At 69.3% G+C, this 23,251-nt stretch carries 18 protein-coding genes; 3 read left to right on the forward strand and 15 right to left on the reverse strand.

Annotated elements, in window-relative coordinates; translation table 11 throughout:
• Both NBRGI_RS33410 and NBRGI_RS33415 read right to left on the reverse strand, forming a co-directional pair.
• A partial coding sequence (locus NBRGI_RS33410) for a 2-hydroxy-3-oxopropionate reductase (protein ID WP_029901167.1) occupies positions 1–887 on the reverse strand: 887 nt, incomplete at its 3' end.
• Between the two features lie 32 nt (positions 888–919).
• The gene (locus NBRGI_RS33415; protein ID WP_029901168.1) at positions 920–1,744 is read right to left on the reverse strand and encodes a hydroxypyruvate isomerase family protein; all 825 of its coding nucleotides are present in this window, start codon (positions 1,742–1,744) and stop codon (positions 920–922) included.
• Between the two features lie 167 nt (positions 1,745–1,911).
• Here NBRGI_RS33415 and NBRGI_RS33420 point away from each other — a divergent pair, with 167 nt between their 5' ends.
• Both NBRGI_RS33420 and ileS read left to right on the forward strand, forming a co-directional pair.
• The gene (locus tag NBRGI_RS33420) at positions 1,912–2,676 is read left to right on the forward strand and encodes an IclR family transcriptional regulator (RefSeq protein ID WP_029901169.1); all 765 of its coding nucleotides are present in this window, start codon (positions 1,912–1,914) and stop codon (positions 2,674–2,676) included.
• Between the two features lie 82 nt (positions 2,677–2,758).
• Positions 2,759–5,908, forward strand: a complete 3,150-nt coding sequence (gene ileS, locus NBRGI_RS33425) for an isoleucine--tRNA ligase (RefSeq protein WP_029901170.1) — start codon at positions 2,759–2,761, stop codon at positions 5,906–5,908.
• A gap of 1 nt (position 5,909) precedes the next feature.
• Here ileS and NBRGI_RS33430 read toward each other — a convergent pair whose 3' ends face one another.
• From NBRGI_RS33430 to NBRGI_RS33485, 12 genes are all read right to left on the reverse strand, one after another.
• Positions 5,910–7,640: a protein kinase domain-containing protein gene (locus tag NBRGI_RS33430; protein ID WP_081878338.1), complete on the reverse strand. Its 1,731-nt coding sequence runs from the start codon at positions 7,638–7,640 to the stop codon at positions 5,910–5,912.
• A complete protein-coding gene (locus tag NBRGI_RS33435) occupies positions 7,633–8,385 on the reverse strand; it encodes a PP2C family protein-serine/threonine phosphatase (protein WP_029901172.1) in 753 nt (250 codons plus the stop codon). The genes NBRGI_RS33430 and NBRGI_RS33435 overlap by 8 nt, the downstream gene beginning before the upstream one ends.
• Complete coding sequence (locus tag NBRGI_RS33440; protein ID WP_029901173.1) at positions 8,385–8,825, reverse strand: FHA domain-containing protein; 441 nt, start codon at positions 8,823–8,825, stop codon at positions 8,385–8,387. The genes NBRGI_RS33435 and NBRGI_RS33440 overlap by 1 nt, the downstream gene beginning before the upstream one ends.
• Positions 8,813–9,469, reverse strand: coding sequence for a 4Fe-4S cluster-binding domain-containing protein (locus NBRGI_RS33445; protein WP_029901174.1), 657 nt, complete (start codon positions 9,467–9,469; stop codon positions 8,813–8,815). Before NBRGI_RS33445 ends, NBRGI_RS33440 begins: the two co-directional genes overlap by 13 nt.
• Positions 9,466–11,304 carry an AAA family ATPase gene (locus tag NBRGI_RS33450; RefSeq protein ID WP_029901175.1) on the reverse strand — a complete coding sequence of 613 codons (1,839 nt, stop codon included), beginning with the start codon at positions 11,302–11,304 and terminating at the stop codon, positions 9,466–9,468. Before NBRGI_RS33450 ends, NBRGI_RS33445 begins: the two co-directional genes overlap by 4 nt.
• Positions 11,301–12,407, reverse strand: a complete 1,107-nt coding sequence (locus NBRGI_RS33455) for a hypothetical protein (protein ID WP_029901176.1) — start codon at positions 12,405–12,407, stop codon at positions 11,301–11,303. The genes NBRGI_RS33450 and NBRGI_RS33455 overlap by 4 nt, the downstream gene beginning before the upstream one ends.
• Before the next feature lie 3 nt (positions 12,408–12,410).
• On the reverse strand, positions 12,411–12,983 hold the full coding sequence (locus NBRGI_RS33460) for a hypothetical protein (protein ID WP_148311044.1): 573 nt from the start codon (positions 12,981–12,983) through the stop codon (positions 12,411–12,413).
• A gap of 120 nt (positions 12,984–13,103) precedes the next feature.
• Entirely contained in the window at positions 13,104–14,573 is a 1,470-nt protein-coding gene (locus tag NBRGI_RS33465) for a CHAT domain-containing protein (RefSeq protein ID WP_051728226.1), read from the reverse strand.
• Complete coding sequence (locus NBRGI_RS33470; RefSeq protein ID WP_029901179.1) at positions 14,570–16,033, reverse strand: hypothetical protein; 1,464 nt, start codon at positions 16,031–16,033, stop codon at positions 14,570–14,572. Before NBRGI_RS33470 ends, NBRGI_RS33465 begins: the two co-directional genes overlap by 4 nt.
• Entirely contained in the window at positions 16,030–17,235 is a 1,206-nt protein-coding gene (locus tag NBRGI_RS33475) for a hypothetical protein (protein WP_148311045.1), read from the reverse strand. The genes NBRGI_RS33470 and NBRGI_RS33475 overlap by 4 nt, the downstream gene beginning before the upstream one ends.
• Before the next feature lie 110 nt (positions 17,236–17,345).
• On the reverse strand, positions 17,346–19,946 hold the full coding sequence (locus tag NBRGI_RS33480) for a tetratricopeptide repeat protein (protein ID WP_029901181.1): 2,601 nt from the start codon (positions 19,944–19,946) through the stop codon (positions 17,346–17,348).
• A gap of 281 nt (positions 19,947–20,227) precedes the next feature.
• Positions 20,228–20,974 carry a hypothetical protein gene (locus NBRGI_RS33485; protein ID WP_029901182.1) on the reverse strand — a complete coding sequence of 249 codons (747 nt, stop codon included), beginning with the start codon at positions 20,972–20,974 and terminating at the stop codon, positions 20,228–20,230.
• A gap of 232 nt (positions 20,975–21,206) precedes the next feature.
• Between NBRGI_RS33485 and NBRGI_RS33490 the strand changes: the two genes are divergently transcribed.
• On the forward strand, positions 21,207–21,464 hold the full coding sequence (locus tag NBRGI_RS33490) for a LuxR C-terminal-related transcriptional regulator (RefSeq protein ID WP_029901183.1): 258 nt from the start codon (positions 21,207–21,209) through the stop codon (positions 21,462–21,464).
• Positions 21,465–21,480: 16 nt separating this feature from the next.
• On the opposite strand, the gene NBRGI_RS33495 is transcribed toward NBRGI_RS33490, so the two are convergent.
• Positions 21,481–23,163: an ABC-F family ATP-binding cassette domain-containing protein gene (locus NBRGI_RS33495; protein ID WP_029901184.1), complete on the reverse strand. Its 1,683-nt coding sequence runs from the start codon at positions 23,161–23,163 to the stop codon at positions 21,481–21,483.
• Positions 23,164–23,251 lie beyond the last annotated feature (88 nt).

Raw genomic sequence — 23,251 nt, forward strand, 5'->3', positions numbered from 1 at the left:
TTCTCCTTGTCCGCGCGCCCGCTGAGGCGTTCCACCCCGCGGAGCAGGGCACTGTGATCGAGTCCGCCGTCGCCGTTCGCCTTGGCGGCGGCCACCAGCTGAGCGACCAAGGCGCCCAACGGAACCACGATCCCGGCCTCGCGGGCCGCGGTCGTGACGATGCCCATGTCCTTGTGGTGCAGATCGATTCGGAAACCGGGCTCGAAGGTGCGCGAGAGCATGTTGTCCTTCTTCTGCTCGAGCACCTTCGATCCGGCCAGCCCGCCGCCGAGCACGCGCAGCGCCGCCTCGGTGTCCACGCCGTACGCCTCGAGGAAGAGGACAGCCTCGGACAGGGCCTGGATGTTGGCGGCGACGATCAGCTGATTGGCCGCCTTCACAGTTTGGCCGCAGCCGTTGGGGCCCACGTGCACGACGGTCTTGCCGACCACCTCGAGGATCGGTTGTGCCGCCGCGAAATCGGCCGGGTCGCCGCCGACCATGATGGACAGCGTGGCGCCGACCGCGCCCGCTTCGCCGCCGGAGACGGGCGCGTCCAGTAGCCGGAAGCCTCGCTGCGCCGCCTGTTTCGCGAGTTCGACCGTGACATCGGGCCGGATGCTGGAGAAGTCGATGATCAGCGCACCGCGTTCGGCGCTGTCGAACACGCCCTTCTCCCCGGCCAGCACGTCCTGCACGTCGGGGGAGTCGGGCACCATCACGCAGATCACCTCGGCGCCGTGCACGGCGTCGGCGATCGAGGTGGTGGCGCGTCCGCCCGCCGCGACGAGCGGCGCGGCCTTGTTGGTGCTGTGGTCGTAAGCGGTCACCGAGTGACCGGCGGTGGCGAGGTGAACGGCCATGGGGCTGCCCATGATGCCGAGTCCGATGAAAGCGATTGTGCTCATGCGATATCCCTGAAGTCGGTGCGTGACAGTGGTTATGCGGTGGCGCCGCGGCGTTCGCGGGGCAGCCAGGCGAAGCTGTCGGCGGAGTCGCCGGACGGCTTGTATTCGAGTCCGACCCAGCCGCAGTAGCCGCCGGCCTCGAGCGCGCCGAGTTGCTGGTCGAGCGGCAGGTCGCCGGTGCCGGGTTCGTGCCTGCCGTTGTTGTCGGCGATCTGGACATGGGCGATGCGTGCGGTGTGCGCGGCGATCACCTTGTCCACGTCGTCACCGTTGACTGCCAGGTGATAGAGGTCGGCGAGCAAGGCGATATTCGTTGCGCCGGTAGCGGTTTGCACCCGGTCGAGTACCGCGAGCGCATCCGCCGCGGTGCGCAGCGGGTACCGGGTCGCGCCGCTGACCGGCTCGATCAGCACGGTCCCGCCGATCCGAGCCGCGGCCGCGGCGGCCAGCGCGAGATTCTCGGTCGCCGCCGCGTCCTGTTCGTCGGCGGACGACTCGTCGACGCGATTGCCGTAGAGCGCGTTGAACATTCGGCAGCCGAGGCGTTCGCCGATCGCGAGGGTGGCGTCGATGTTGTCGCGGAACTCGGCGGACCTGGCGGGCCAGGACACCAGGCCGCGGTCGCCGAGCGGCATGTTGCCGGCCGCGAAGTTCAGGCCGACCAGCGCCACGCCCGCATCGGCGATCGCGGCGACGAACGCGTCGGCTTCCCGGTCGCCGGGTACGGCGCCGTCGAACGGCCACCAGAACTCGACCGCGTCGAACCCGGCGGCCCGGACCGCCGCGGGCCGTTCGAGGAGGGGCAGTTCGGTGAACAGGAGTGAGCAGTTGACGGCGTAGCGCAGCGAGTGACCCACGGATACCTCCAATAAATTCCGCGATACGGAAAAGAACTTCTGTTATGCGGAATATGCTAGAAGTCCGGCTCGGGCCTCGTCAAGGAAAGTGCGCAGCGTTCGGCGGGTCTCGGACGGCCGACTGGCCTCGGTAGACTTCCGCCATCCGGAAAGATGGAGGTGGCCCGGTGACCGCAGCGAGCGAAGCCAGAGGACGGACCGGCGGCGTCCAGTCCATCGAGCGCGCCTTCGGCCTGCTCGAGACCATGGCCGACGAGGGCGGGATGATGGGCCTCTCGCAGCTCGCCACGGCGTCCGGTCTGCCGCTGCCGACCATTCATCGCCTGGTGCGCACGCTCGTCGACCTGGGATATCTGCGCCAGGAACCGTCGCGCCAGTACGTCCTCGGTCCGAAGCTGATCAAGCTCGGCGAGAGCTCGGCGCACATGCTGAGCGTCCGGGCGCGCCCGCAATTGGCCCGGCTCGTGGACGAACTCGGTGAGTCCGCGAACATGGCCATGCTCGACGGCGATCAGATCGTGTACGTCGCGCAAGTACCGTCGCGGCATTCGATGCGCATGTTCACCGAGGTGGGCCGTCGGGTGCTGCCGCACTGCACGGCGGTCGGCAAGGTGCTGCTGGCCGGCATGCCCGCCGAACAGACCCGAGAACTGTTGCAGCGCACCGGCATGCCGCGCTACACCGAGCACACCATCACCGATCCGGCCGAGTTCGCCGCGCAATTGGCGACCGCCGCGCAGCACGGCTACGCCATGGACGAGGGCGAACAGGAACTCGGCGTGCGGTGCGTCGCCGTCGCGGTCCCCGACGCGCCCGCCCAGTTGGCCATCTCCGTTTCCGGTCCGGTGGGCCGGATGTCCGAGGAACTCGTCGAGCGGGCGGTGCCGCTGCTCACCGAGGTCAGCCGGGCACTCTCGGCTGACCTGAGCTGAATTTCGGATGCCCGCGCGCGGCGGTCGTTGTTAGCCTGCTTGCCTCAGCTTGCCTGTCCGAGCACGAAACCTAGGAGTCTCGGTGGTCCACGACGATCGGCCCGCGTCACCGTTCAGCGTCCTGCCGACGCGCCTCGACCTGCCCGCGGCCGAATCGTCGATCATCGAATGGTGGCGGGCGCAGCGCATTTTCGCGCGCAGCCTGGAGCGCACCGCGGACGGGCCGCGGTGGGGGTTCTACGAGGGCCCGCCCACGGCCAACGGGTCGCCGGGCGTGCATCACGTCGAAGCCCGGGTCTTCAAGGACGTCTTCCCGCGGTTCAAGACCATGAAGGGCTATTCGGTGCCGCGGCAAGCTGGTTGGGACTGCCACGGGCTGCCGGTCGAGCTGGCGGTGGAGAAGGAACTGGGCCTCAACGGGAAGCCGGAGATCGAGAAATTCGGCGTCGCCGAATTCAACGCGCGTTGCCGGGAATCGGTGCTGCGCCATGTCGGCGAGTTCGAGCGGATGACCGAACGCATGGGGTATTGGATCGATCTGGCACATCCGTACACCACCATGTCGCCGGAATACGTCGACAGCGTGTGGTGGTCGTTGCAGCGGATCTTCGAGCGCGGACTGCTCACCGAGGACTTCCGGGTGGCGCCGTACTGTCCCCGGTGCGGTACCACGCTGTCGGATCACGAACTGGCGCAAGGGTATGAGACCGTCACCGATCCGTCGGTCTACGTGCGCCTGCCGCTGGTGGATCCGGTGGCCGGCCTCGACGGTGTCGAGCTGCTGATCTGGACCACGACGCCGTGGACCCTGCCCGCCAATACCGCCGTCGCCGTCCATCCGGCGGTGAACTACGTGGTCGCGCGCACCGACGCCGGGACATTCCTTGTCGCCGAGACCCTTTCGGCCGCGGTGCTCGGGGATGGCGCGCAGCGGCTGGCCGAGGTGCCCGGCGCGGAGCTGGCCGGCCTGCGCTATCGCCCCGCCTTCGACCTGGTCGACATCCCGAACGCACATCGAATCGTGCTCGCCGACTACGTGACCACAGCGGACGGTACCGGTCTGGTTCATCAGGCTCCGGCGTTCGGCGCCGACGATCTCGTCGTCTGCCAGGCCAACGGGCTGCCACTGGTCAATCCGATCGAGTCCGACGGCCGGTTCTTCGGCGACCTGCCACTGATCGGCGGGCTGTTGTTCACCGACGCCGATCCGGTGCTGATCCAGGAACTCCAGCGACGCGGACTGCTGTTCCGCCGCACCGATTTCGAGCACAGCTACCCGCACTGCTGGCGCTGCCACACCCGGCTCATGTACTACGCGCAGCCGTCCTGGTACATCCGGACCACCGCGGTGCGCGAGCAATTGCGGCACGAGAACGAGCGGACCAACTGGTTCCCGGAGACCATCAAGCACGGACGTTTCGGTAACTGGCTCGACAACAACATCGACTGGGCTCTCTCCCGCAGTCGCTACTGGGGGACCCCACTTCCGTTGTGGCGCTGCGAGAACGGGCACGTGACCGCAGTCGGCTCGCGCGCCGAACTCGGCACTCTGGCGGGCGCCGACGTGTCGAGCATCGATCCGCACCGTCCGTACATCGACGCCGTGACCTTCGCCTGTCCGCAGTGCGCGACCACGGCCACCCGCGTGCCCGAGGTGATCGACGCTTGGTACGACTCGGGGTCGATGCCGTTCGCCGCCTTGGGCTATCCGCACGTCGAAGGCAGCGTCGCGGCGTTCCAGCGCAACTATCCGGCGCAGTACATCTGCGAGGCCATCGACCAGACGCGCGGCTGGTTCTACACCATGATGGCGGTGGGCACGGTGGTGTTCGATCGGTCCGCGTACGAGAACGTCGTGTGCCTCGGGCTCATCCTGGCCGAAGACGGCCGCAAGATGAGCAAGCACCTCGGCAACGTGCTCGCCCCGGTCCCGCTGATGGACGCGCACGGCGCCGACGCACTGCGCTGGTTCATGGCCTGCTCGGGTTCGCCGTGGTCGGCGCGCCGGGTCGGCCCCGGCCCGCTCGACGAGATCACGCGGCGTCTGCTGATGACGTACTGGAGCACCGCGTCCTTCTTCGCGCTCTACGCGAGCAACTCAGCGTGGCAACCGGATTCGGCACGCCCGGTGGCCGAGCGCCCGGTGCTCGACCGGTGGATTCTGGGTGAACTGCACACGCTCACCGCGGAAGTGGATGCCCGGCTCGAGTCCTACGACACGACCGGCGCCGGTCGTCTGCTCGCGGAATTCGTCGACGCGCTGTCGAACTGGTACGTGCGGCGCTCACGGCAACGATTCTGGGACGGCGAACAGGACGCCCTGTCCACGCTGTTCGAATGCCTCGAGGTCGGCACGCGGCTGCTGGCTCCGTTCATCCCGTTCCTCACCGAACGGGTGTGGCAAGACGTCGTGCGACCGGGCCTGCCGTCGGCCCCGGATTCGGTGCACCTCGCCGAATGGCCCGGTGCCGACCGGGCATTGATCGATCCGGTGCTGGCCGAGCAAGTACATACCGCGCAGGCGCTCGCGGAGGCAGGCCGGGCGGCGCGCAAGGCGAGCAAGGTGCGGGTGCGGCAACCGTTGGCGCGGGCGTTCGTCGGCCTGCCACCGGGCGCCGACCTGCCGCGCGAACTGCTCGACGACGTAGCGGACGAACTGAACGTCAAGAGCCTGCAACGGTTGCAGTCCGCGGCGACGGTGCTCGACATCGGGGTGAAGGCGAACTTCCGGGCGCTGGGCAAGCGTTTCGGCAAGCAGACCCAGGCGGTGGCCGACGTGATCCACCGCGCGGACGCGGCCGAGCTGGTCACCCAACTGCGCGACAACGGCTCGGCGACAGTGGATTTCGACGGCGTACCGGTCGTGCTCACCGCCGGCGATGTGCTCGTTTCCGAGCTGCCGCGCAGCGGCTGGGTGGTCGAATCCCAGCGTGGTGTCACCATCGCGCTGGACACCGAGATCACCCCGGAACTCGCGGCCGAGGGAAGTGCCCGGGATGTGGTACGCGTCGTCCAGAACGCCCGGCGCGAAGCGGGCCTGGCGGTCGCCGACCGCATCGTGCTCACCGTCGCCGCGGCGGCCGAGGTGGCGCAGATCGTGCGTCAGCACGAAAACTTCATCGCGCGCGAGACGCTCGCGACCACCGTGGTATATGCGGATTCGGTCGAGGACGGATTCACCGGCACCGTCGGCACTTCCGCCGAGATCGCGGTGCGGGTCGAACGGGTCTGAGCTAGAGGCGCGCCTCCTGCCGCAGCTGCGCGAACCACGAAACCTCGTTGGCCGAGGCCATGTTCGGGTCCGCGAGGCGATGGCGGACACCGGCGACGAAGCTGTCGGCGACCGCCTCGTCGCCCGCCGCCAGCAGCAGCGCGTAGCGGATGACGTGAGTGCGCTGGGGAGCGCGGCCGAAGCGGATGTCGAAACCGTACTGCTCGCCCAACTCGTCGGCGTGCTGCACGATATCGCGCCAATCGGCGTCGATCATCGGATAGTTCGAGCGGTGCGGACCGCTCAGGCTGCCGACCAACTGCCGGTCGTACAGGGACGTGACGACCTCGGCGGCGTCGAATGCCGTGGCGAGGCCGCACAGGTCGGCCACTGTGTCCACGGCGTGCCCCCGATAGGTGAGTGCGGCGGTGGGGGCGAGCTTGGCGGTGAAATAGGTGGCGAGTTCTTCCGGACCCCAGCCGTCGCCGTAGGACTTCAGCTCGGCATACGAATCACCGGTGCGGACATCGTCGACGAGCCAGTTGAGCAGCGCGGCACGGCCGCGACCGGCCAGCGCGCGGGCGGCGGGTTCCGGATAGCCCGCCATCGCGGCGCCGAGCGACGCGCTGTCGTGAAACGTGCCGACGCCGGGCAGTGCGAACGGCATCAGGGCCCGCCGCGCTCGGCTCGCGGGTTCCTCGGCGTTCGGCGCGGCGCGGTGCACCGCCGGGGCTTTCCCGGCGAGCCACGCCTCGACCTCGGTGAACCCCCAGCGTTGCCGCGGATCTCGGGTCAGCAGGCCGGTCAGCAGTCGCTGCCACCGGCTGCGCATCGCGGGCCGCAGCGCCAGGTCGTCCAAGGCGGCCAAGGAGATATCGCGGGTGTTCACCTCGGCGTCGATGGTGCTGTCCGCCAGCTGCCTGCCCGCGTCGTCCTCGAAGTAGCCGCGGCCGACGGGCACTCGGTAGAGCACCATGCCGACACTCCACCAGTCGTCCTCGACTCGCCAGCGTTGCGGCGCACCCGGTGCGCTGTAGGCGGCGGTGCCCTGACCGGTATTGGTGATCTTCGACCGGCCGCCCAGATCTACCGCGAGGCCGAAGTCGGCGAGCACCAACTCCAGCGGCGAATCCGAACGCACCAGAATGTTGCGGGGATTCACGTCTCCGTGCACGAGTGTGCCGCCGTCCGGCCGCTGCAACGCGTGCAGCTTCGTCGCGAGCTGGCGCAGCACCTCCACCGCGAGATCCGCTGTGCCACCGTGCGGATCACGCTCCCGCAAGAAGCTGTCGAGCGAGCCGAACCGGCAGTACTCCATCACCTCGAAATGGATGTCCAGGTCGCTGCCGCGCTCGAAGACGCGCACCGAATGTTCGGCCCGGAAGCTGTTCCGGTACTGCGGCGCCTCGAAATCCACGCGGTAGCGGGGCACCTGGTGGAACAGCTTGATCGCGAAGTCGTGCCCGTTGGTGGCCCGGCACAGCCACACCGTCGCCTCGCCACCGCTGCCGAGCTTGCGCTGCACGGTGAATCGGGAAGCCAGCGCGGGCGGCAGCGGCTGGAACGCATCGTGCGGGCTGCTGTCGATCCGAGTCTGCGGCGCGGGCGGGCGCGGGGCGGTCTCGCTGTGCGCGGTGCTGCCGGGATCATCGAGCCGAGTCGGCGGCGCACTGGTGCCGGTGCGATCCAGTCGCGTCTGCGGTGCCCCCCGCCGACCGGAATCGGGGGCGTCCATGCGTGTTTCGTCAGCCATCGTCGTCTCCTTCGCCGTCACAGGCCACAACCTGCAGAACGGTCACGTTGTCGCCGCCGCCGCCCGCGATGGCCAGATCGCGGAGCTGTGCGGGCAGGTCGGCCGCGCCTGCCGCGAAGAGTCGTTCGATCGCTTCGGGTTTCGTGTAGTCGTCGAGGCCGTCCGTGCACAGCAGCATGCCGGGGTACGAAGGCAGGCGGCAGTCGAAGAACGCCGGATCGAGCAGGGTGCGCCGGCCGCCGCCGAGGGCCTGCTGTAACCGATTCGATCGGGCCGCACGGTGATCCAGCGACAGCTGGGCCAGATAGCGACCTTCCAGCCGGTAGGCGCGCGAATCGCCGACGTTGAACACCAGCGCGGATCCGTCCGGGTGCACGGTCACCCCCGCCACGGTGCAGCCCATGCCGCGCAGGTCGGCTCGTTGCTCGCCGAGGTCGTCGAGTGTCTCCGAGATCCGTTGCAGCAGCGCGCCGATGACGGCTCTGGTCTGTTCGGGCCCGGCCGACGCGGCGACCGTCGCAGGCGCGGTGAGGGATTCGCAGGCCAACCGGCTGGCGGTCGCGCCCCCGGCATGGCCGCCGAGCCCATCGCAGACGACGAGTGTGGTGGGGCGGTCGACGCGTAACTCGGTGGTGATCGGCGCGGGCATCGCGCCCTGCAACGCCCAACCGCCCCAGCCCAGCGCGTCCTCGTTGTGCGCGCGGGTCAGTCCGCGGTGGGTCACCGCGGCGATCCGGATCCGCATCAGGGCTCCCATTCGATGGTGACGGGCACGTCGGCGGCGAGCCGCAGGGTGTCGCCGCGACTGATCGGGTGCTCTTCGTGCTGTGGTATCCGGACGTCGTTCACGAACGTGCCGTTGGTGGAGGTATCGGTGAAATACAGGCGATCGCCGTCGTAGCGCAGCTCCCCGTGGAAACGCGAGACATTGGTGTAGTTCTCGAAAACCACTGCGGCGGGGAACCCTTCGTCGCGGCCGATGCCCACGAGCTGGCCGGGCAGGATTCGCAGTCGTGCGCCCGAGGCGAGGACGAGTTCGAGCGGCCCACCGCGCGAGGAGGTTTCGGGTTCCGGTGGCGCCGACGTATCCGGCAGGTCGTGGCCGCAGTTCGGGCACATCAGCGTCGGTGCGCCGCGGCTGCCGCAGGCGGGACAGGTGACTTCTCCGTCGGTCAGGTCAGCCATGACGCGTCGTCCAGCTCGATGTCCTGCTCGGACAGCGCCGCGGTCAGCGCCGCCATATGACCTGGCAACGGAATACCGACCAGCCGAACGGTTCCGCTCTCCACGTGCACGCCGAGTTCTCGTCGTTGCACGGCATAACTCGTGAAGTCCGGTCCGAGGTAGCGTTCGCGGCCGAGGTCGGTCAGCACGTGCACGTGCTGGTTCGATGAGCCGCGCAGCGGTTCGCACCCCGCCTTGGCGGCGACGAACGGCTCGCTCACCAGGACGTCGACGGCGTCGAACACCCACGCGCATTTCGCGCGTAACCATTTCGCCGAGCGGCCGGAGAACAGCAGGACGTCCAGCGGCGCACCGGTTTCGGCGTTCCGGCGCTCGATTCCGGCCAAGAGGGCACGCAATGCCTCGGGTTGGTCGGTGGGCTCGCCGCCGGAGATGGTCACGCCGTCCAGCGGTCCCGGAGTGCGCCGTAACCACTCGAGGACCCGTCGGACATCGCAGCGCGTCGCTTCGTCGGATGCCCAGGTATCGCGGGCCAGGCAGCCACGACAGCCGATCGTGCAGCCTTGGAACCAGACGCCCGCGCGGGTGCCGAAGCCCAGATTGCTCACCGGATAGTGCAAGCGTGACAACAACATCGACGTCATGCCAGGGTCACCGTCCATCCGTCGTCCGACTCGGCCAGATCCGTCACCGTCGCCGCGTCGGTACCGGACGGCAGGTCGAACAGCGCCCGCGCCAGCGGATTGACCAGCAGTGCCTCCACCGCGGCGGCCACACCGCCGCCGCCGAAGTCGAGCCGGGTCAGCGCCGCGGCCAGCAGCTGCTTGCGGACCGCGTCCTCGACCGTCACCGTGATGCCGGTGGTGGCGCGGACCCGGTCGATGACGTTCGAGACGAACTGCGGAACCAACTGCGCGGCAGTTTCGTCGGAGATGAAATCGAAGATCACCACGTCGTCGCCGATCCGGCGCAGCAACTCCGGCCGGCCGATCTCCTTGGTGAAGTAGTCGGCGATCGCCGCTCGGATGGTCGATTCGACCGTCGTGTACGGCGTGCCCCGGGCCACGATCGGCACCCGCTGCCCGGTCGAATCCGTCCGGTACACACCGAGATTCGAGGTGAACACGATGAGCGTCTCGGAGAAGTACACGGTAGACCCGCTGCCGTCGGTCAGCCTGCCGTCACCCAGGATCTGCAGGAACTTGTCCAGAATCCGCGGCGCGGCCTTTTCGATCTCGTCGAACAGGATCAGCCGGAAAGGCTGCTGGCGCACCGCGTTCGTCAGTTCGCCGCCCGCGCTGTGCCCGGTGTATCCCGGTGGCGCGCCGATCAGCCTCGCCTCGGTGTGCTCGGCGGAGAACTCGCTCATATCGAACCGGACGAACGCGTCGGCGCGGCCGAAGACGAGTTCGGCGATCGACTTGGCCAGTTCGGTCTTGCCGACTCCGGTCGGTCCGGCGAAGAACAGCACGCCCTGCGGGCGGGTGCCGCTGCCCGCCGTGTGGGCGCCGGTCAGTCCCATCGCAGAACGGATCAGGATGTCGACCGACTTGCGCACGGCGACCGGCTGGCCGAGCACCTTCGCGCCGAGCAGCTTCGTGCCCATCCGGATCCGCTGCTTGAGCGCCGCGTCCTGCCAAGGGTTTTCGGGGATGCCGACGCGAAAGGTGCGGATGGCGTCCTCGATCCGCTCGGCCGGAATCCGCCGATCGATGGCCAGGCGGTTGATCTCCTTGATCGAGCGCAGCGTCAAACCACTGGTCTGCCCGGCGTAGCTGTCGACGACGGCGTGGTACTGCACCGAATCCCGCAGGGGCGCTTCAGGGAGCGACGAGATGAGCAGCGCGACCACCGCGCGACGTTGCGCGAGCCCGGCGGCCGGAATGGAGACCACCCGGGCGAGCTGTCCGCTGATCATCCAGTGCGGCAGGTCGTTTTCCCGGTCCAGCAACCAGAAGACCGTGTTGTACAGCGATGTCCGATGTGGTCCCGGCACGGTGCGCCGGGGCGCGCCGGTCATCAGCCGCTCGGCGGTGATGAAGACGCGGTGCAGTTCCGCACTGCCCAGATCCGCGGCGGGGACCAGCCGGGAGGCCGAGTCGATGATCAGGCAACAGGGGCGTTCGGAGAGCACGACATCGTGCAGCACCCGGCGCAGCAGCGGTAGCGGATCGGTCGGTGTCCGGGAATTCGACGAGGCGGCGGCGCCGACGATCGCGGCGGCTACGCCGCCGTCGTCCATCATGACGCGCGCGCCGTCCACCGGATCGAGTGCGATCACCGACCGATGCCCCGCCTCCGCCAGCACGCTGCGCAGCGCCTCCGCCACGCTCACCAGCCTGGTCACAGTGCCGTCGGGGCCGGGCAGCAGCACGAGATCGCGCAGCGCGCCAGTGACCATGATCTGCGGGTTCGCGGCCAGCGCCACATCGATCTCGCGCAACCAGGACGGCAGCGCCTCGACCACGGGGGAACTCATTGTTCGGCACTCCGTTCCACGGCGGATCGGCGGACGGTCGCGGCCGTCTGCGGCGCGGGCACGACTTCGACGGCGGCCAATCCTGCCCCGGACTGCCGGAACCGATCGGGTACTACGCCATGTGCGCGTAGCCGATCCGGCAGTGCGCGGAGGTCGGCACAGATCTCGCCCTGCGCGGACAAAGTGACTTCCTCGGGCTCCGCACCGGTCTGCACCGTGCGAATATCGATCTCCCCGTTGACGATCCGGGCTCGCACGCCCATCGCCGCCGATCCGGGCGCGGTGAGCACGATCGATCCGGCGGTGTCCATGGCGACGGGTGTGACCGCATAGCCGAGGTCCGTCAGGGCCTGCTGCACCGCGTCGAGCACGAATCGGCGCTCGCGCGTGGCGTCTTCGTGTGCGATCCGTTCAGCGACGCGTGCGCGGGCCTGTGCCAGCTCCGCCGTCGGATCGAGCCCACGGTCGAGAAGGCGTTCGGCGCTGTCGAGTAACCGGGCGATGCTGCTCGGGTCGGCCAGTTCTGTTGCGGCGGCGCGTAGTTCTGCGAGTTGCTCGCGATCGGCCGTTGCCCTGCGGGTTGCCGTGTTGGCGGCGGCGATGCGCGAATCGAGTTCGCTGAGCAGCATTTCGGCCCGCGCCGGGTCGGTGCACCGGAGCACCGCCGCGCCCGCCTGCACGAGCTCGGGCGCCGGGACGAGCAGGGTGGTGAGCAGTCGATCGACACGTGTAGTCAATCGAGCGTGGGTGGACGTATCCGGCTCGGCGCGCTCGATTTCCGACCCCACGGGCTGAGTTCGGGCAAGGTCGGCGAGCGCCGTCGCCACGTCGCGGCTGACCTGTTCGGCCCGCTGCTGGGTTTGTGCCTGTTGGATGGCGGGTTCCGCCGCGGCGAGGGCGGTCTCCCATTGTTCGCACGCCGCGTTGATCTCCGCGGACGTCGTGTACCGGCCGGCGGGTGCTTGGGGCGCGGGAAGGCCGACCGCGGTGCACCGTGCGGACACCCGGGCGGCGCGCGCGCCGAGCACGCGCAGCCGCCGCTGCGCCTGTGCGCGCAGGGTGTGTTCGGGCACGACCTGATAGCGGATGGCGGCACTGCTCATCGGCTACCCGCTCGCTCGCGTGCCGCGGTAAATCCCGTAGGCCAGGTGCCCCACCACGGCGAACGCCGACGGTAACCACCAGGCACCGGCCCCCGCGCCGCTCAGCGCCTGAAAACCGAAGAGCGCCGCGCCCCCGGCGAAACCCCATGTGGCAAAAGGCGATACGACTTCTCGACCGATCGGATACGGGAACTGGAACGCGAGCACCGAGAGGGCGGCCACGGCGCTCAGCAGTGCGATCGACACGTACAGCCAGAGGGAGCCGAAATCGGCGAAAGAGACCCTGCGTACGTCGTAGGCAGCAAACCACACCGTCTCGGCGATGTGCTCGCTGAACGCGGCGGCCATGGCCCCGAACGCGGAGACCAGCAACGCCGTGAACACGGCCTGGACCGCGAGCCGACCGGCTCTGATCAGCACACGGCGGCGCAGGTCCGCGGCCTGACGCTGCCGGGCTCGCAATTGCTCGGTGACCCGCGCGTCGCGGAGCTGCCGGTCGGCCGCCGCCTCGTCCCGCGCGGTATCGGCTGCGGCGTCCACCAGCAGGACGAGCGCGAGCATTCGATTCGACAGCATGGGAACGGCTAACCGCGCGGGGAAGTGGTGCGCGAGTACTGCATGGGTTGGCCTTTCGTCGGCGGCGGACAGTCGCCACGGGGCGTTGCCGTCGATTCTCCCGCTGCGCAAGGGGCGTCGTCAGTCGTGCGATCGACCGACAGCGGCGTCGTGCGCCTGGCTCGGCCCGGCGGGTTCGCGCGCGGGCGCGACGGTGCTGGTGAGTGCGGCCCAGACGATCGGGGAACACGACGTCGCACCGGTGTCGCGCCAGGCGCACAGCTGCTCGCGCTGCCAACGCGCCAGTGCGGCAACGGGATCGGAGTCGTTGTGCGCGTCGTCGACCTGCAGGGCGAGTTCCGTGGTCGGGCGTCGCGCGGGCGGCAGGCCGAGACAGGAGCGGAAGGCGGCATCGGTGGGCAGCACCCAGCGGGTGGTGGTGACCAACTCCGCGCCCGCGTCGAGCGCGGCCATGATCAACCCGAAGGTCTCGGCGGACCGGAAGTCGACGCCGCCTTCGCACGCGATGATCGCGACCCGGCTCGGCATCGGCCAGATCTCGTGGCCGAACTGCGGGCGGGTCGCGCCGTAGCGGGTCCATACCTCGGGGTCGTCGGATCGGGTTGTGCCCAAGAGGAAGTCGAGCGCGCAGAGCGGAAGATGCGCGCCGCGGGTGTCACCCGGGGCCCCGCCGCGCGGCGCGGCCAGACCCCACACCCCACCCGGCTCGTCGGGCGGTCCGACGACATCGCCGAGATGAATTGCCGCGGAGCCGGGTTCGTTCGGCGTCGCCGAGACATGGCCGAAGTACAGAAATCTGGAGCAGCCCCGAATCAGTGCCGCGCTGAGTTGCACCCGGGTGACTTCGCCCTGCACCGGCACCAGGGCAGGCACGGGTCGCGCGGCGCGGTCCTGCCCCCGGCGGCGATGCGTACCGCGGCCGGCCGTGCGGCGCTCGCGCACGACCCGGCTCTCGAACGCGCCCAGCGCGCCGAGGTCGTCGAGATGGCGAAAGACGTTGTGCAGTGCTGGTTGTGCGCTGGCCGGCAGAACAGGGTCGATCACGTGCAGTGGCGGCAGCTGTCGCTGCTGGGCCCAGGGCACCGGCGGCCTGCTGCGGCCGACATGCAGTGTCGCGGGTGGGTCGTAGACGATCTCCGCGATATCCAGCAGCCGGCGGTCACCGTCGAGCACGAGCAGTTCCCACGGCACCTGGGCGAGCCGGGCACTCGGGGTGACCCTGATCCGGATGCGCCGAGCGTCGGCGTACTCGGCCAGCCGGTTGCGCACGTCGCGGGGCAGCAGCGCGTCGGCGAGGCGCGTCGACAGAGCGTGTTCGGTGGCGTACGCGGCGAAGGCGCCGATGGTGAGCGCACGTCGCACGGCCTCGGGGTCGGATTCTTGCCGAGCGTCGCCGCCGTTCCCGGTCGCCGGCGGGCGCGGGTGTGGCAGTGCGTCTTCCAGGGCGCCGAAGACCCTTTCCCGTTCTCGGGCATCGAGTCGGCAGACAGTGGGCGTGCGCGCCGCGTCCAACCAGGTCCACGACAGGTAGGTGTCGCCCGCATCGGCGGCGCGTACGAGCAGTTCGATCTCGGCGGCCGGGTCGTTCACGTGGGCCCGTCCTGCGCATCGTCGGCCGGAACCTGCTCGGCCAGTAGCGGCTCGGTCCCGGGCGCGAGATGCAGCGCACTGCCTTCCAGCGTCGAGATATAGCCATCGATGGCATCGAGTCGCGCGTCGAGCTGGTCACCCAGCGGCTCGTCGTCCGGCGAGATGCGCGCGGCCAGTACTTCCAGCCGATCCAGCGCGTTGTTGGTCAGCGATCTGGCGCGCACGAGCATGCCCTCGGCGCGTCCCCGCAGCTGTTGCTGTACCGCGTCCGGCGCGTCGGGATCGGTGGCCGCGGCCGCCGCGACGGCCCCGCGGTGGGTGGACCACGCGTCGATCATCAGACGGTCGATCGAGCGCAACGCGCGCCCGGTGGGCGTGCAGCGCAGGACGCCCGGCCCCAGGTCGGCCGAGAAGACGCCGAAGACGGGGTCCTCGCCGTGGCGCCTTCGGAAACTGAGTTCGCCCAACAGCATTCGCTCCCGCAGGTGCATCGCGGCGGTGCACAACAATCGGCCGCTCTGCCCGTCGGCCGCATAGGCGCGCAGGACGCCGGCCTCCCGGCACAGCGCGTCCACCTGATCCGCGAGGGGCACGTGCACGCGGACCGTCTCATAGCCCCGGTCTCCGGTGCGCGTCGTGGTCAGCACCCGGATCTCCGGTTCGCGCGATCCAGCCCAGCGCAGGATTCGCGCGGGCACCGCGAGCAGATCCACTTCCTCCGGCAACTGCGCCGGTGTCACGCCAGGCTCCGTGCCGCCGCCCAAAGTGAATGCCGATACCGAATCACCGCTGCGCGCAAGCCATTCGAGCAACGGACTCAGCCGACGCGCCGCAACGGCGGTTTGCCGGTGCGCGAGCCGCTCGGCGAGCGCGGTCACATCCGTGCCGACGTCGACGCCCGCGGCGGCTCGTTCACACTGCTGCGCAACGTCGTTGAGGGTGGCCGCGGCGGCCGGGGTGAGTTGGTCTGTCAGGCTCGCGGTGGCGAGCGCGTCGAGCACCGGCGCAGCCCAGCCCAGCGTGACTGCCGCCAGCGCCGAATCGCCGACGCCTTGATCGGCCGCTGCGGCATCGAGCAGCAGCGCTCCCTCGTGGAGCGGCGCCGGAAACCGTTGCGACACAGCAGCTACCAGTGCGCGCCGGGTCCATGCCGGACCGAGCCGCAGCGGGGTGTCCGCGGTGGTGCCTGTCCCGGCGCGGACCTGCTCGACGAGCGCGGTCACGTCCTCCGTGCAGGCAGTGGCCAGTGGGGTGGGATCCGCCTGTGCGGCAACGGACCAGGCGAGGACCGTCCCCGGGTCGGCGGCGTCCACTGTCACCGACACGCCGGGCCCGACCGCGACCGTGACCTCGGCGACCGCCGCCTCCGATGTGGACCGCCACACTGCGGGCGGTGCGCCGAGCGGTATCGGGATGCCGCCGACTCGAATCGCCGGGAGCGGTCTGTCCGGTCCGGTCATGCCCCGCCCCTCGACTGTTCGACCGCCCACCGGACGGCATGCAGGATGACATCCGCAGCGGCGACGGGGTCCATCGCCAGCGCGTGATCCGGGCGTTGCTGTGCCCAGGCCGCTGCGCACCAGGCGGTGAGTGCGGCGGTGTCACCGATCAGGAGTTCGGCTTCGAGGCCGGGCAATCCCAGCAGCCGCAGCACGAGGTCGTATTCCGCCGCCGCACCGATGCCGAGTGGGATCTCGGCACGGTGCCGGATCAGACACGTCCGCAGCGCGGTGAGCAATTCGTCCCTGGCGGTGCCGTGATCGGCGGTGTCCGCAGCCGCATGATCGCCGAACTGTCTGTGTGACTTCATTTTCGCCTCGCCGCGCACGAGCCAGCCCAGGCGCGCGTAGAACATGCGCCGAGCATCCTCGTCGGTCATGGCGCAGCCGCGGCGGATCGCCCGCAGCAGCGCGCGGTGGGTGCGCGCCCTGGCCTCGGTCAGGTGTTCCGACCGGCGTTCGAGCTGGACGGGCGGTGGCACGCCGGCCAGGGTGTGCCGCCGGATCGCCGCGACGACGTCCTCGTACTCCTTGTCCACGAACCGGAGCAGGTCCTCGGTGCGCGCCGATGCCTGCGGTGCGGTGGGCAGATCCAGGTCGTATTCCGCGATGAGGCGGTCCGCACTGTCGATCAGCCGTGCGATGAGCGGTTCGACCGCGTCGAACGGCAGCCCGCAGCGATCAGCGACGGCGACGTGGTCGCGGTCGAGCATTCTCGCCTGATCCAGTACGCCGTCGGCGAAGGCGAGGACCGCCGACTGCCGATGCGCGCCGCGGTGTTCGACGGCGTCCGCGGCGACCTGCGTCACGAACGACGTGGCCATCTGCTCGGTGCCGAGCACGCCGGGTTCGGCGGCGGAGCCACGCACGAGGCGGAGGTGGACCGCGGTGCAGGCCGTCGAGCGGGCTTGTTCGCGGAAAGGATCGCGCAGCTTGTTCGGAATTCCGGTCGGACGCAACGCCCAGGTCGCGTAGTAATACGAGACCACGTAGCGCGCGAGCGGATCGGCGAAGTCGCCGTACAGGTTTCGGACGCGCCGCCACCCGGTCAACTCGGTCGTCGGTGGCGCACCCGCGCAGACGGTTGCCGCTCGGCCGTAGCGGCGGGCGACCCAGTCGGGTTTCGACAGATCCAGCGACCACGCGTTCACCTGATGGGTCAAGCACTTACGGTCCACGGGAACCCGCGCAGCCGATGCACGCACCCAACGATCGACGAAGGCACGCCGTGTGTCGAGTTCCTCGGTTTCGGTAGTCGTTGCGGGCAATTCGGCTACCACACCGCCACCTCCCCAGGACGCTCGATGGGCGCGTAGGCGGCGTCGGCGGCCGCCAGGTACGGGGCGAGCGCCACGTGCCCATCGGGCATGCGCAGCCGCGGTGGCGGTCGCATCGGCAGGATCGCACCGGAGATCAGCGCGGCCGCACCGCTGATGCCGGATTCGGCCAGGCTGTGGTCGGTCGTCGTATCCGACATGTCTGCGCCTGAGACGGCGAGCGCGGCGAGGGTGGCCTGTAGGTCACCGCCGTCGTCGGCCGAATGATGCTCGGCCACATGGGTTCCGGAATTGATCGTGGTCTCGATCAGATCGGCCAGGAGCGTGGTGTCGCCGAGTTGATCCGCCCACTGGAACATTCCGGCCTGGATCACCGCGTTCATCTCGCGCCAGGAGATGCGGGCCGCGGCGGAGGCGAAGCCGAAGCGCTGGGCGTCGACGAAAACCGCTGCGGGCAAGCCTTGTTCGAGCGCGACGCGCACGTCGCCGGCTTCGGCGGCTGCCGCCGCGCCGATCAGATCGCATTTGGCGGCGGTGACCACGTCACCGATGTCGAGGGTGACCTGTCGCGCAGCTCTCGCGCGCGCGAGAGCTGCGTCGTAGTGCCCGGAGATCAGTTCGGCGCAGCCGAGATTGAGCAGCCCGACGGCGTGATAGCGACCATTGGCGGGGTCGGAGTCGAACACCGTGAGGACGGATTCGGTGAGTTCGGCGCCGATACTGTGGTCGCCCTGCATGATGAGCGCGCCACCCAGGCTCAGCCGGGCGACGGCCGCCTGGAACAGCAGACCCGAGCGCGTCAGCTCGGCCGCGGCCGTGCGGAACGCGTCCGCTGCCTGCCGGTAGCGACCGGCCCGCATGTGCAGCCCGCCGATGAGTGATTCGGTGTGGGCGGTGAAAGGGTGGTGTTCGAACTCGTGCAAACCGGCACGTCCGCGCTCGAGTGCTTCCTCCGCTTCGGCGCAACGTCCGGTCTGGTAGTACACGAGGCCGAGATGTAGATCGGCGGTGGCGAGTTCGGTGCGGAGCCCGAGCAGGACGTATGCCTGGCGGGCGCGGATCAGCAGATCCTCCGCCACGGCGTAGTGGCTCAGATGGTATTGACAAAGGCCGCTGAATTCCAGGCACTGAGCGGCCACCGCCCATTCCTGTGCCTGCTCGGCACCGGCTCGCACCTCGTCCAGCATCGTCAGCGCTTCGGTGAAATCACCACCGCCGTGCACGATCAGCCGACTTTCCTCCAGGAGACAGGAGCGGAGCAGTTCCTCCGAGTCGGCGTAGCGGCGTGCCTGCGCGAACAGGTGCCGAGCTGCCTGGATACGCCCGCGATGACCCTGTACCACACCGGTATCAAGGAGACACTGCGCGTAACGCGGGTCGCTGCGATGATTCTCGAAGACCGCGGTCGCATCGCGCAGCAACTCCGCGGCCTCGGCGAAATCGCCCATCGAGATTCGCACCGTGGCGAGGTGCATATCGCATTCGGCTACGTCGAGCAGTTCGCCCGCCCCCACATAATGCGCTCGCGCACGCCGATAGGCCGCCGTGGCGTCCTCGTAGTCGCTGCAATTCTGTAGCACTATCCCGAGGGTCACATCAGCGGCTGCGGCGAGGCCGGGTTCATCCGCCGCCAGCCACTGTGCGCGGACAACGGTGAATTCGACGATCGCCGCGCGTAACCGGCCCGCGCGCAGGTGGAGTTCGCCTGCCCGGAAACGGGACTGACCCGCCTGCAAATGCCTGCCCGCTGCCGCATACCCCGCGCCGGCCGCGCTGAACGCGGCCGCCGCATCCTCCTTGCGTCCGTCCGCGAGGTACAGCTCGGCGAGTTCCTCATCGCAGTTCGCGGCCCCAGCAGCATTCCCCTCGACCGTTGCTGAGGCCTTCGCGCGAACGAATTCCTGTTCCGCCGTGGCGGTCTCACCCAACTCCCGGCACGCCAGCCCGATCGCGTAGGAGCATGCGCCGGTCCGCGACAGCTCCCCGGCCCGCTCGTAAAGCTCTCGGGCGGTGCGATGTTCGTCGCGGACCCGGTGCGCGTCCTCGATTTCCATCGCCGCCTCGCCGCAGGACTCCCGGCATTCGGCGGCCTCGACGATCCGGTCGACGGCGAGGTAGCGCTCGGCGGCGCGTCGCCACACGATCATGGCTTCGCGGAACTGGCCCGTGTCGGCGAGCGCGCTGCCGAGGATCGCGTCGCAATCGGCCTGCTCTTCGAGATCGCCGAAGCATTCGAGCCCGGTGGCGGCCCGGCGCAGATACGGCACCGCGCGCTCGGGCTGTTCCAGCACATCGAAGCCACGGCCGGCCATTTCGGCGCATTCGACGGACAATTCGGTGAGCGGCCCCGCGGCGAGCAGATCCGCGGCACGCGCATACGCGTCGGTCGCCTGCTCCACCTGTTCCGATTCCGCGTGCGCGGCGCCGATTCCGTAGAGGCATTCGGCGGTGCGTTCGGTCTGCTCCGCGCCGTCGCATTCGGCCAGCGCGGCGGTGAACGCGCCGATCGCGTCGGCGGCGTTCCCGTCCTCGAGCAGGGCTAGGCCGTGCAGGAAAACGGCGCTCGGCCATGGTGATGCAGGCGGGGGAGCGGTCATCGCTGCCAGTTGCCGCCGTGGGAGTTGCAGACCAGCCCGGTGTTCTTGCAGGCGCCGCAGTTCATGTGGCCGAATATGTTGGAGCCACCGCCGCGACCCTTACACGACTGGCAATCGTTCAGATGTTTCGCGCATTTCTCGCACTGCATGACGGTATCTTTCTCGTTGCTTCGAGCCGGATTCGGCGAATATCGAGAACGATACGGAGCGGGCGCGGCGGGCAGTATCCGCCGAACAGATGAATCGGCCGAATCAGCAAGGGCCGCCGCAAAATCCGGTCGCTATCCGTAGGGGCGCACCACGTCGGCGTTGCCGTGGCGGCGGCACCAGCTGACGATGTATCGCATATGCAGCCCGCACCAGCGGGCGACGGCGGGCAGGGTCATCGGCACGAGCGGATCGTGTTCATTTCGCGCCCTGATGATCGGCCCCAGATAGTGATTGGTGACCTTGTTCGCGGTGTTGAGGCCGACACCGGCGACCTCGGCCAGGGAGGCGAGGTCGACCGCGCCGCCCGCCGCGATCGCGCCCGCGAGGCGGGCGGCGGTGTTGCCGCGCCTGCCCTCGAACAATTCACACAGGGGGCGCGGCAGGGTCGTCGCGCCCGGCGGCGGTGGGCGGCGGCCGAGGGCGGCCGTGCGGATCGCGGCGAGCAACGGCTCGACGCCGGCCGACTTCTGGCACACCGCGGCCACTTCCGGACGCCTGCGGGCCTCCTCCAGATGTTCGCGTTCCATGCTGTGGCCCTGGGCGGCCAGGATCACCGGGGCGACCCGGTCGGCCTCGTGCATCGTGCTGAGCACGTCGAGGCCGTCGAAGGCGAGTTCGAGCGCCAGTTCGGGGCGGTTCCACACCAGGTCGGTGAGCACGACATCGAAGCGCACGTTGTCCATGATGTGGCGGCGGACGTCGTCCTTGTCGATCGCGACCGCCACGGTCGAGCGGGGGAACACCGAGGCGATCACGGGCTCGATCACCCGGCCCAACGGCGATGCCACCAGGATGCGGTAGTCCATGCCGGCGATCATCGCGCGCACCTGCGGATCGAGCAAGATGTTGCCGGTATGTCGCGGGCAGTGGTGTGTCCATGCTCGAAATCGCCGCAGGCATGCAGCATTACCCGCTGTATCCGGCGCGAGTTCCGCGCATTGTTGACGGGCGTCGATGACATCGTTTCGGTGACATCGCCACCGCCACAACCCCATCCGTTCGTCGCAGCCTCGGGAGCATGCGACGCGCGGACCTCTCCAGGGAGCATCGATGTCCGAACCGCTCGGCTACCCGGCCTACGAATGCCCGGCCCTGAGCCCGCGCGAAAAGCAGGTCTTGCTCGTCTGGCTGCGCTGCGACTCCAAAGCCGCCGCGGCCCGCACCCTCTACCTCTCCGTAGCGACGGTCAACACCCACATCGCCCGCATCCGAGCCAAATACGCCGCCGCCGCCCGCCCCGCCCCCACCAAAGCCGCCCTCTTCGCCCGCGCCATCCAGGACGACCTCGTCACCCTCGACGAATGGTGAACCCCCCGTCAGTCGTTCAGCGGGTGCGTTGGACGCGGGGTTCGGTCCAGATGGGGGTGGGGGATTCGTAGACGGTGCCGTCGGAGCCGAAGACGAGGAAGCGGTCGAATTGGCGGGCGAACCAGCGGTCGTGGGTGACGGTGACCACGGTGCCCGCGAAATCGGCGATGCCCTGTTCGAGGGCTTCGGCGGAATGCAGGTCCAGGTTGTCGGTGGGTTCGTCGAGCAGCAGCATGGTGACGCCGGACAGTTCGAGCAGCAAGATCTGCAGCCGCGCCTGCTGACCGCCGGACAGGTCGTCGAAGCGTTGTTCGGCGGCCTGCACGAGGCCGTAGCGGTCGAGCACGCGGCTGGCGGCCTCGCGGCCCATACCGTCGCGATGCTCGTTGCCGGTGTGCAGGATTTCCAGCAGGGTGCGATCGGCCAGGTCCGGCCGGGCATGGGTCTGCGCGAAATATCCCGGCCGGACGCGCGCGCCGAGGGCGGCGACGCCGGTGTGCGGTACCGGCGCGAGGTCGAGATCGCCGACGGGGCGATGCTCGGCATCGGGATCCGTACCGCCGGTCGCGAGCAGACGCAGGAAGTGTGATTTGCCGGATCCGTTGGCGCCGAGCACCGCAACGCGGTCGCCGTACCAGATCTCCGCGTCGAACGGCCGCATCAACCCGGTGAGTTCCAACTGCGTGCACACCAGCGCCCGCTTGCCCGTCCGTCCGCCGCGCAAGCGTACGGAAACGTTCTGCCGCAACGGAATCGCCTCCGGCGGCCCGGCCGCCTCGAACTTGGCCAACCTGGTCTGCGCGGCGTGGTAGCGCGCCGCCACGCCGTCGTTGTATTTCGCCTTCTCCCGTAACCGCAGCACCAGCGCCCGCAGTTTCGCGTGGTCTTCGTCCCAGCGCCGGCGCAGTTCGGCCAGGCGTGCCGTACGATCCTCGCGCGCTTGGTGATAGCCGGCGAAGTCACCGCCGTGGATCCACGAGCCGGCCCCGCTGACCCCGGGTTCGAGGGTGATGATCCGGGTGGCCGCGTTCGCGATCAGCTCCCGGTCGTGACTGACGAACAGCACGGACTTCGCCGACGCCGCGATCGTGCGTTCCAGCCACTGCTTGCCCGGCACGTCCAGATAGTTGTCCGGCTCATCGAGCAGCAGCACTTCGTCCGGCCCCGCGAACAACGCCTCCAGAACCAGGCGTTTCTGCTCGCCACCGCTCAGCGTGCGCACCGCCCGCCACTTGGCGCGATCGAAGGCGACGCCGAGCGCGGTGGTGGTCACGTTGTCCCAGAACGCCTCGATCTCGTAGCCGCCGATGTCACCCCACCCGGTCAGCGCATGCGCGTAGGCCAATTGCGTTGTCTCGTCGTCGGTTTCGATCAACGCGTCCTCGGCGGCGTCGAGCGTTCGCGCGGCGGCCCGCACCGGTGGTGCGGCCACCGAGAGGAGCAGGTCGCGGGCGGTCGATTCGTCGTCGATCTGCCCGATGAACTGACGCATGACGCCCAGCGATCCGGACCGGGTCACGGCGCCCTCATCGGCCGTGACGTCGCCGGCGATGATCCGCACCAGCGTCGTCTTACCGGTCCCGTTCGGCCCGATCAACGCGGCCTTGACGCCCTCACCGATACGAAAGTTCACCCCGTCGAGGAGCTGTCGTCCATCCGGCAGGAAATAGTCGACATCGGAAACATCTACGTGGGCCACAGGGCTCCAGACAACCCGTTCCGTCCGATCGTCGCAACCGAATTTCGCAATGCGCGCCGGTACCGGGCGTCTTGTGACACCGTCTGAA

It is taken from the genome of Nocardia brasiliensis IFM 10847 (assembly GCF_000710915.1).
Classification (GTDB): domain Bacteria; phylum Actinomycetota; class Actinomycetes; order Mycobacteriales; family Mycobacteriaceae; genus Nocardia; species Nocardia brasiliensis_A.

Coding starts and splice junctions, on each gene's coding strand:
- NBRGI_RS33445 (WP_029901174.1), bottom strand. CDS start 9,469: ATGACGTCGATGTTGTTGTCACGCTTGCACTATCCGGTGAGCAATCTG.
- NBRGI_RS33435 (WP_029901172.1), bottom strand. CDS start 8,385: ATGCGGATCCGGATCGCCGCGGTGACCCACCGCGGACTGACCCGCGCG.
- NBRGI_RS33450 (WP_029901175.1), bottom strand. CDS start 11,304: ATGAGTTCCCCCGTGGTCGAGGCGCTGCCGTCCTGGTTGCGCGAGATC.
- NBRGI_RS33470 (WP_029901179.1), bottom strand. CDS start 16,033: ATGACCGGACCGGACAGACCGCTCCCGGCGATTCGAGTCGGCGGCATC.
- NBRGI_RS33430 (WP_081878338.1), bottom strand. CDS start 7,640: ATGGCTGACGAAACACGCATGGACGCCCCCGATTCCGGTCGGCGGGGG.
- NBRGI_RS33480 (WP_029901181.1), bottom strand. CDS start 19,946: ATGACCGCTCCCCCGCCTGCATCACCATGGCCGAGCGCCGTTTTCCTG.
- NBRGI_RS33460 (WP_148311044.1), bottom strand. CDS start 12,983: ATGCTGTCGAATCGAATGCTCGCGCTCGTCCTGCTGGTGGACGCCGCA.
- NBRGI_RS33490 (WP_029901183.1), top strand. CDS start 21,207: ATGTCCGAACCGCTCGGCTACCCGGCCTACGAATGCCCGGCCCTGAGC.
- NBRGI_RS33440 (WP_029901173.1), bottom strand. CDS start 8,825: ATGGCTGACCTGACCGACGGAGAAGTCACCTGTCCCGCCTGCGGCAGC.
- NBRGI_RS33455 (WP_029901176.1), bottom strand. CDS start 12,407: ATGAGCAGTGCCGCCATCCGCTATCAGGTCGTGCCCGAACACACCCTG.
- NBRGI_RS33485 (WP_029901182.1), bottom strand. CDS start 20,974: ATGATCGCCGGCATGGACTACCGCATCCTGGTGGCATCGCCGTTGGGC.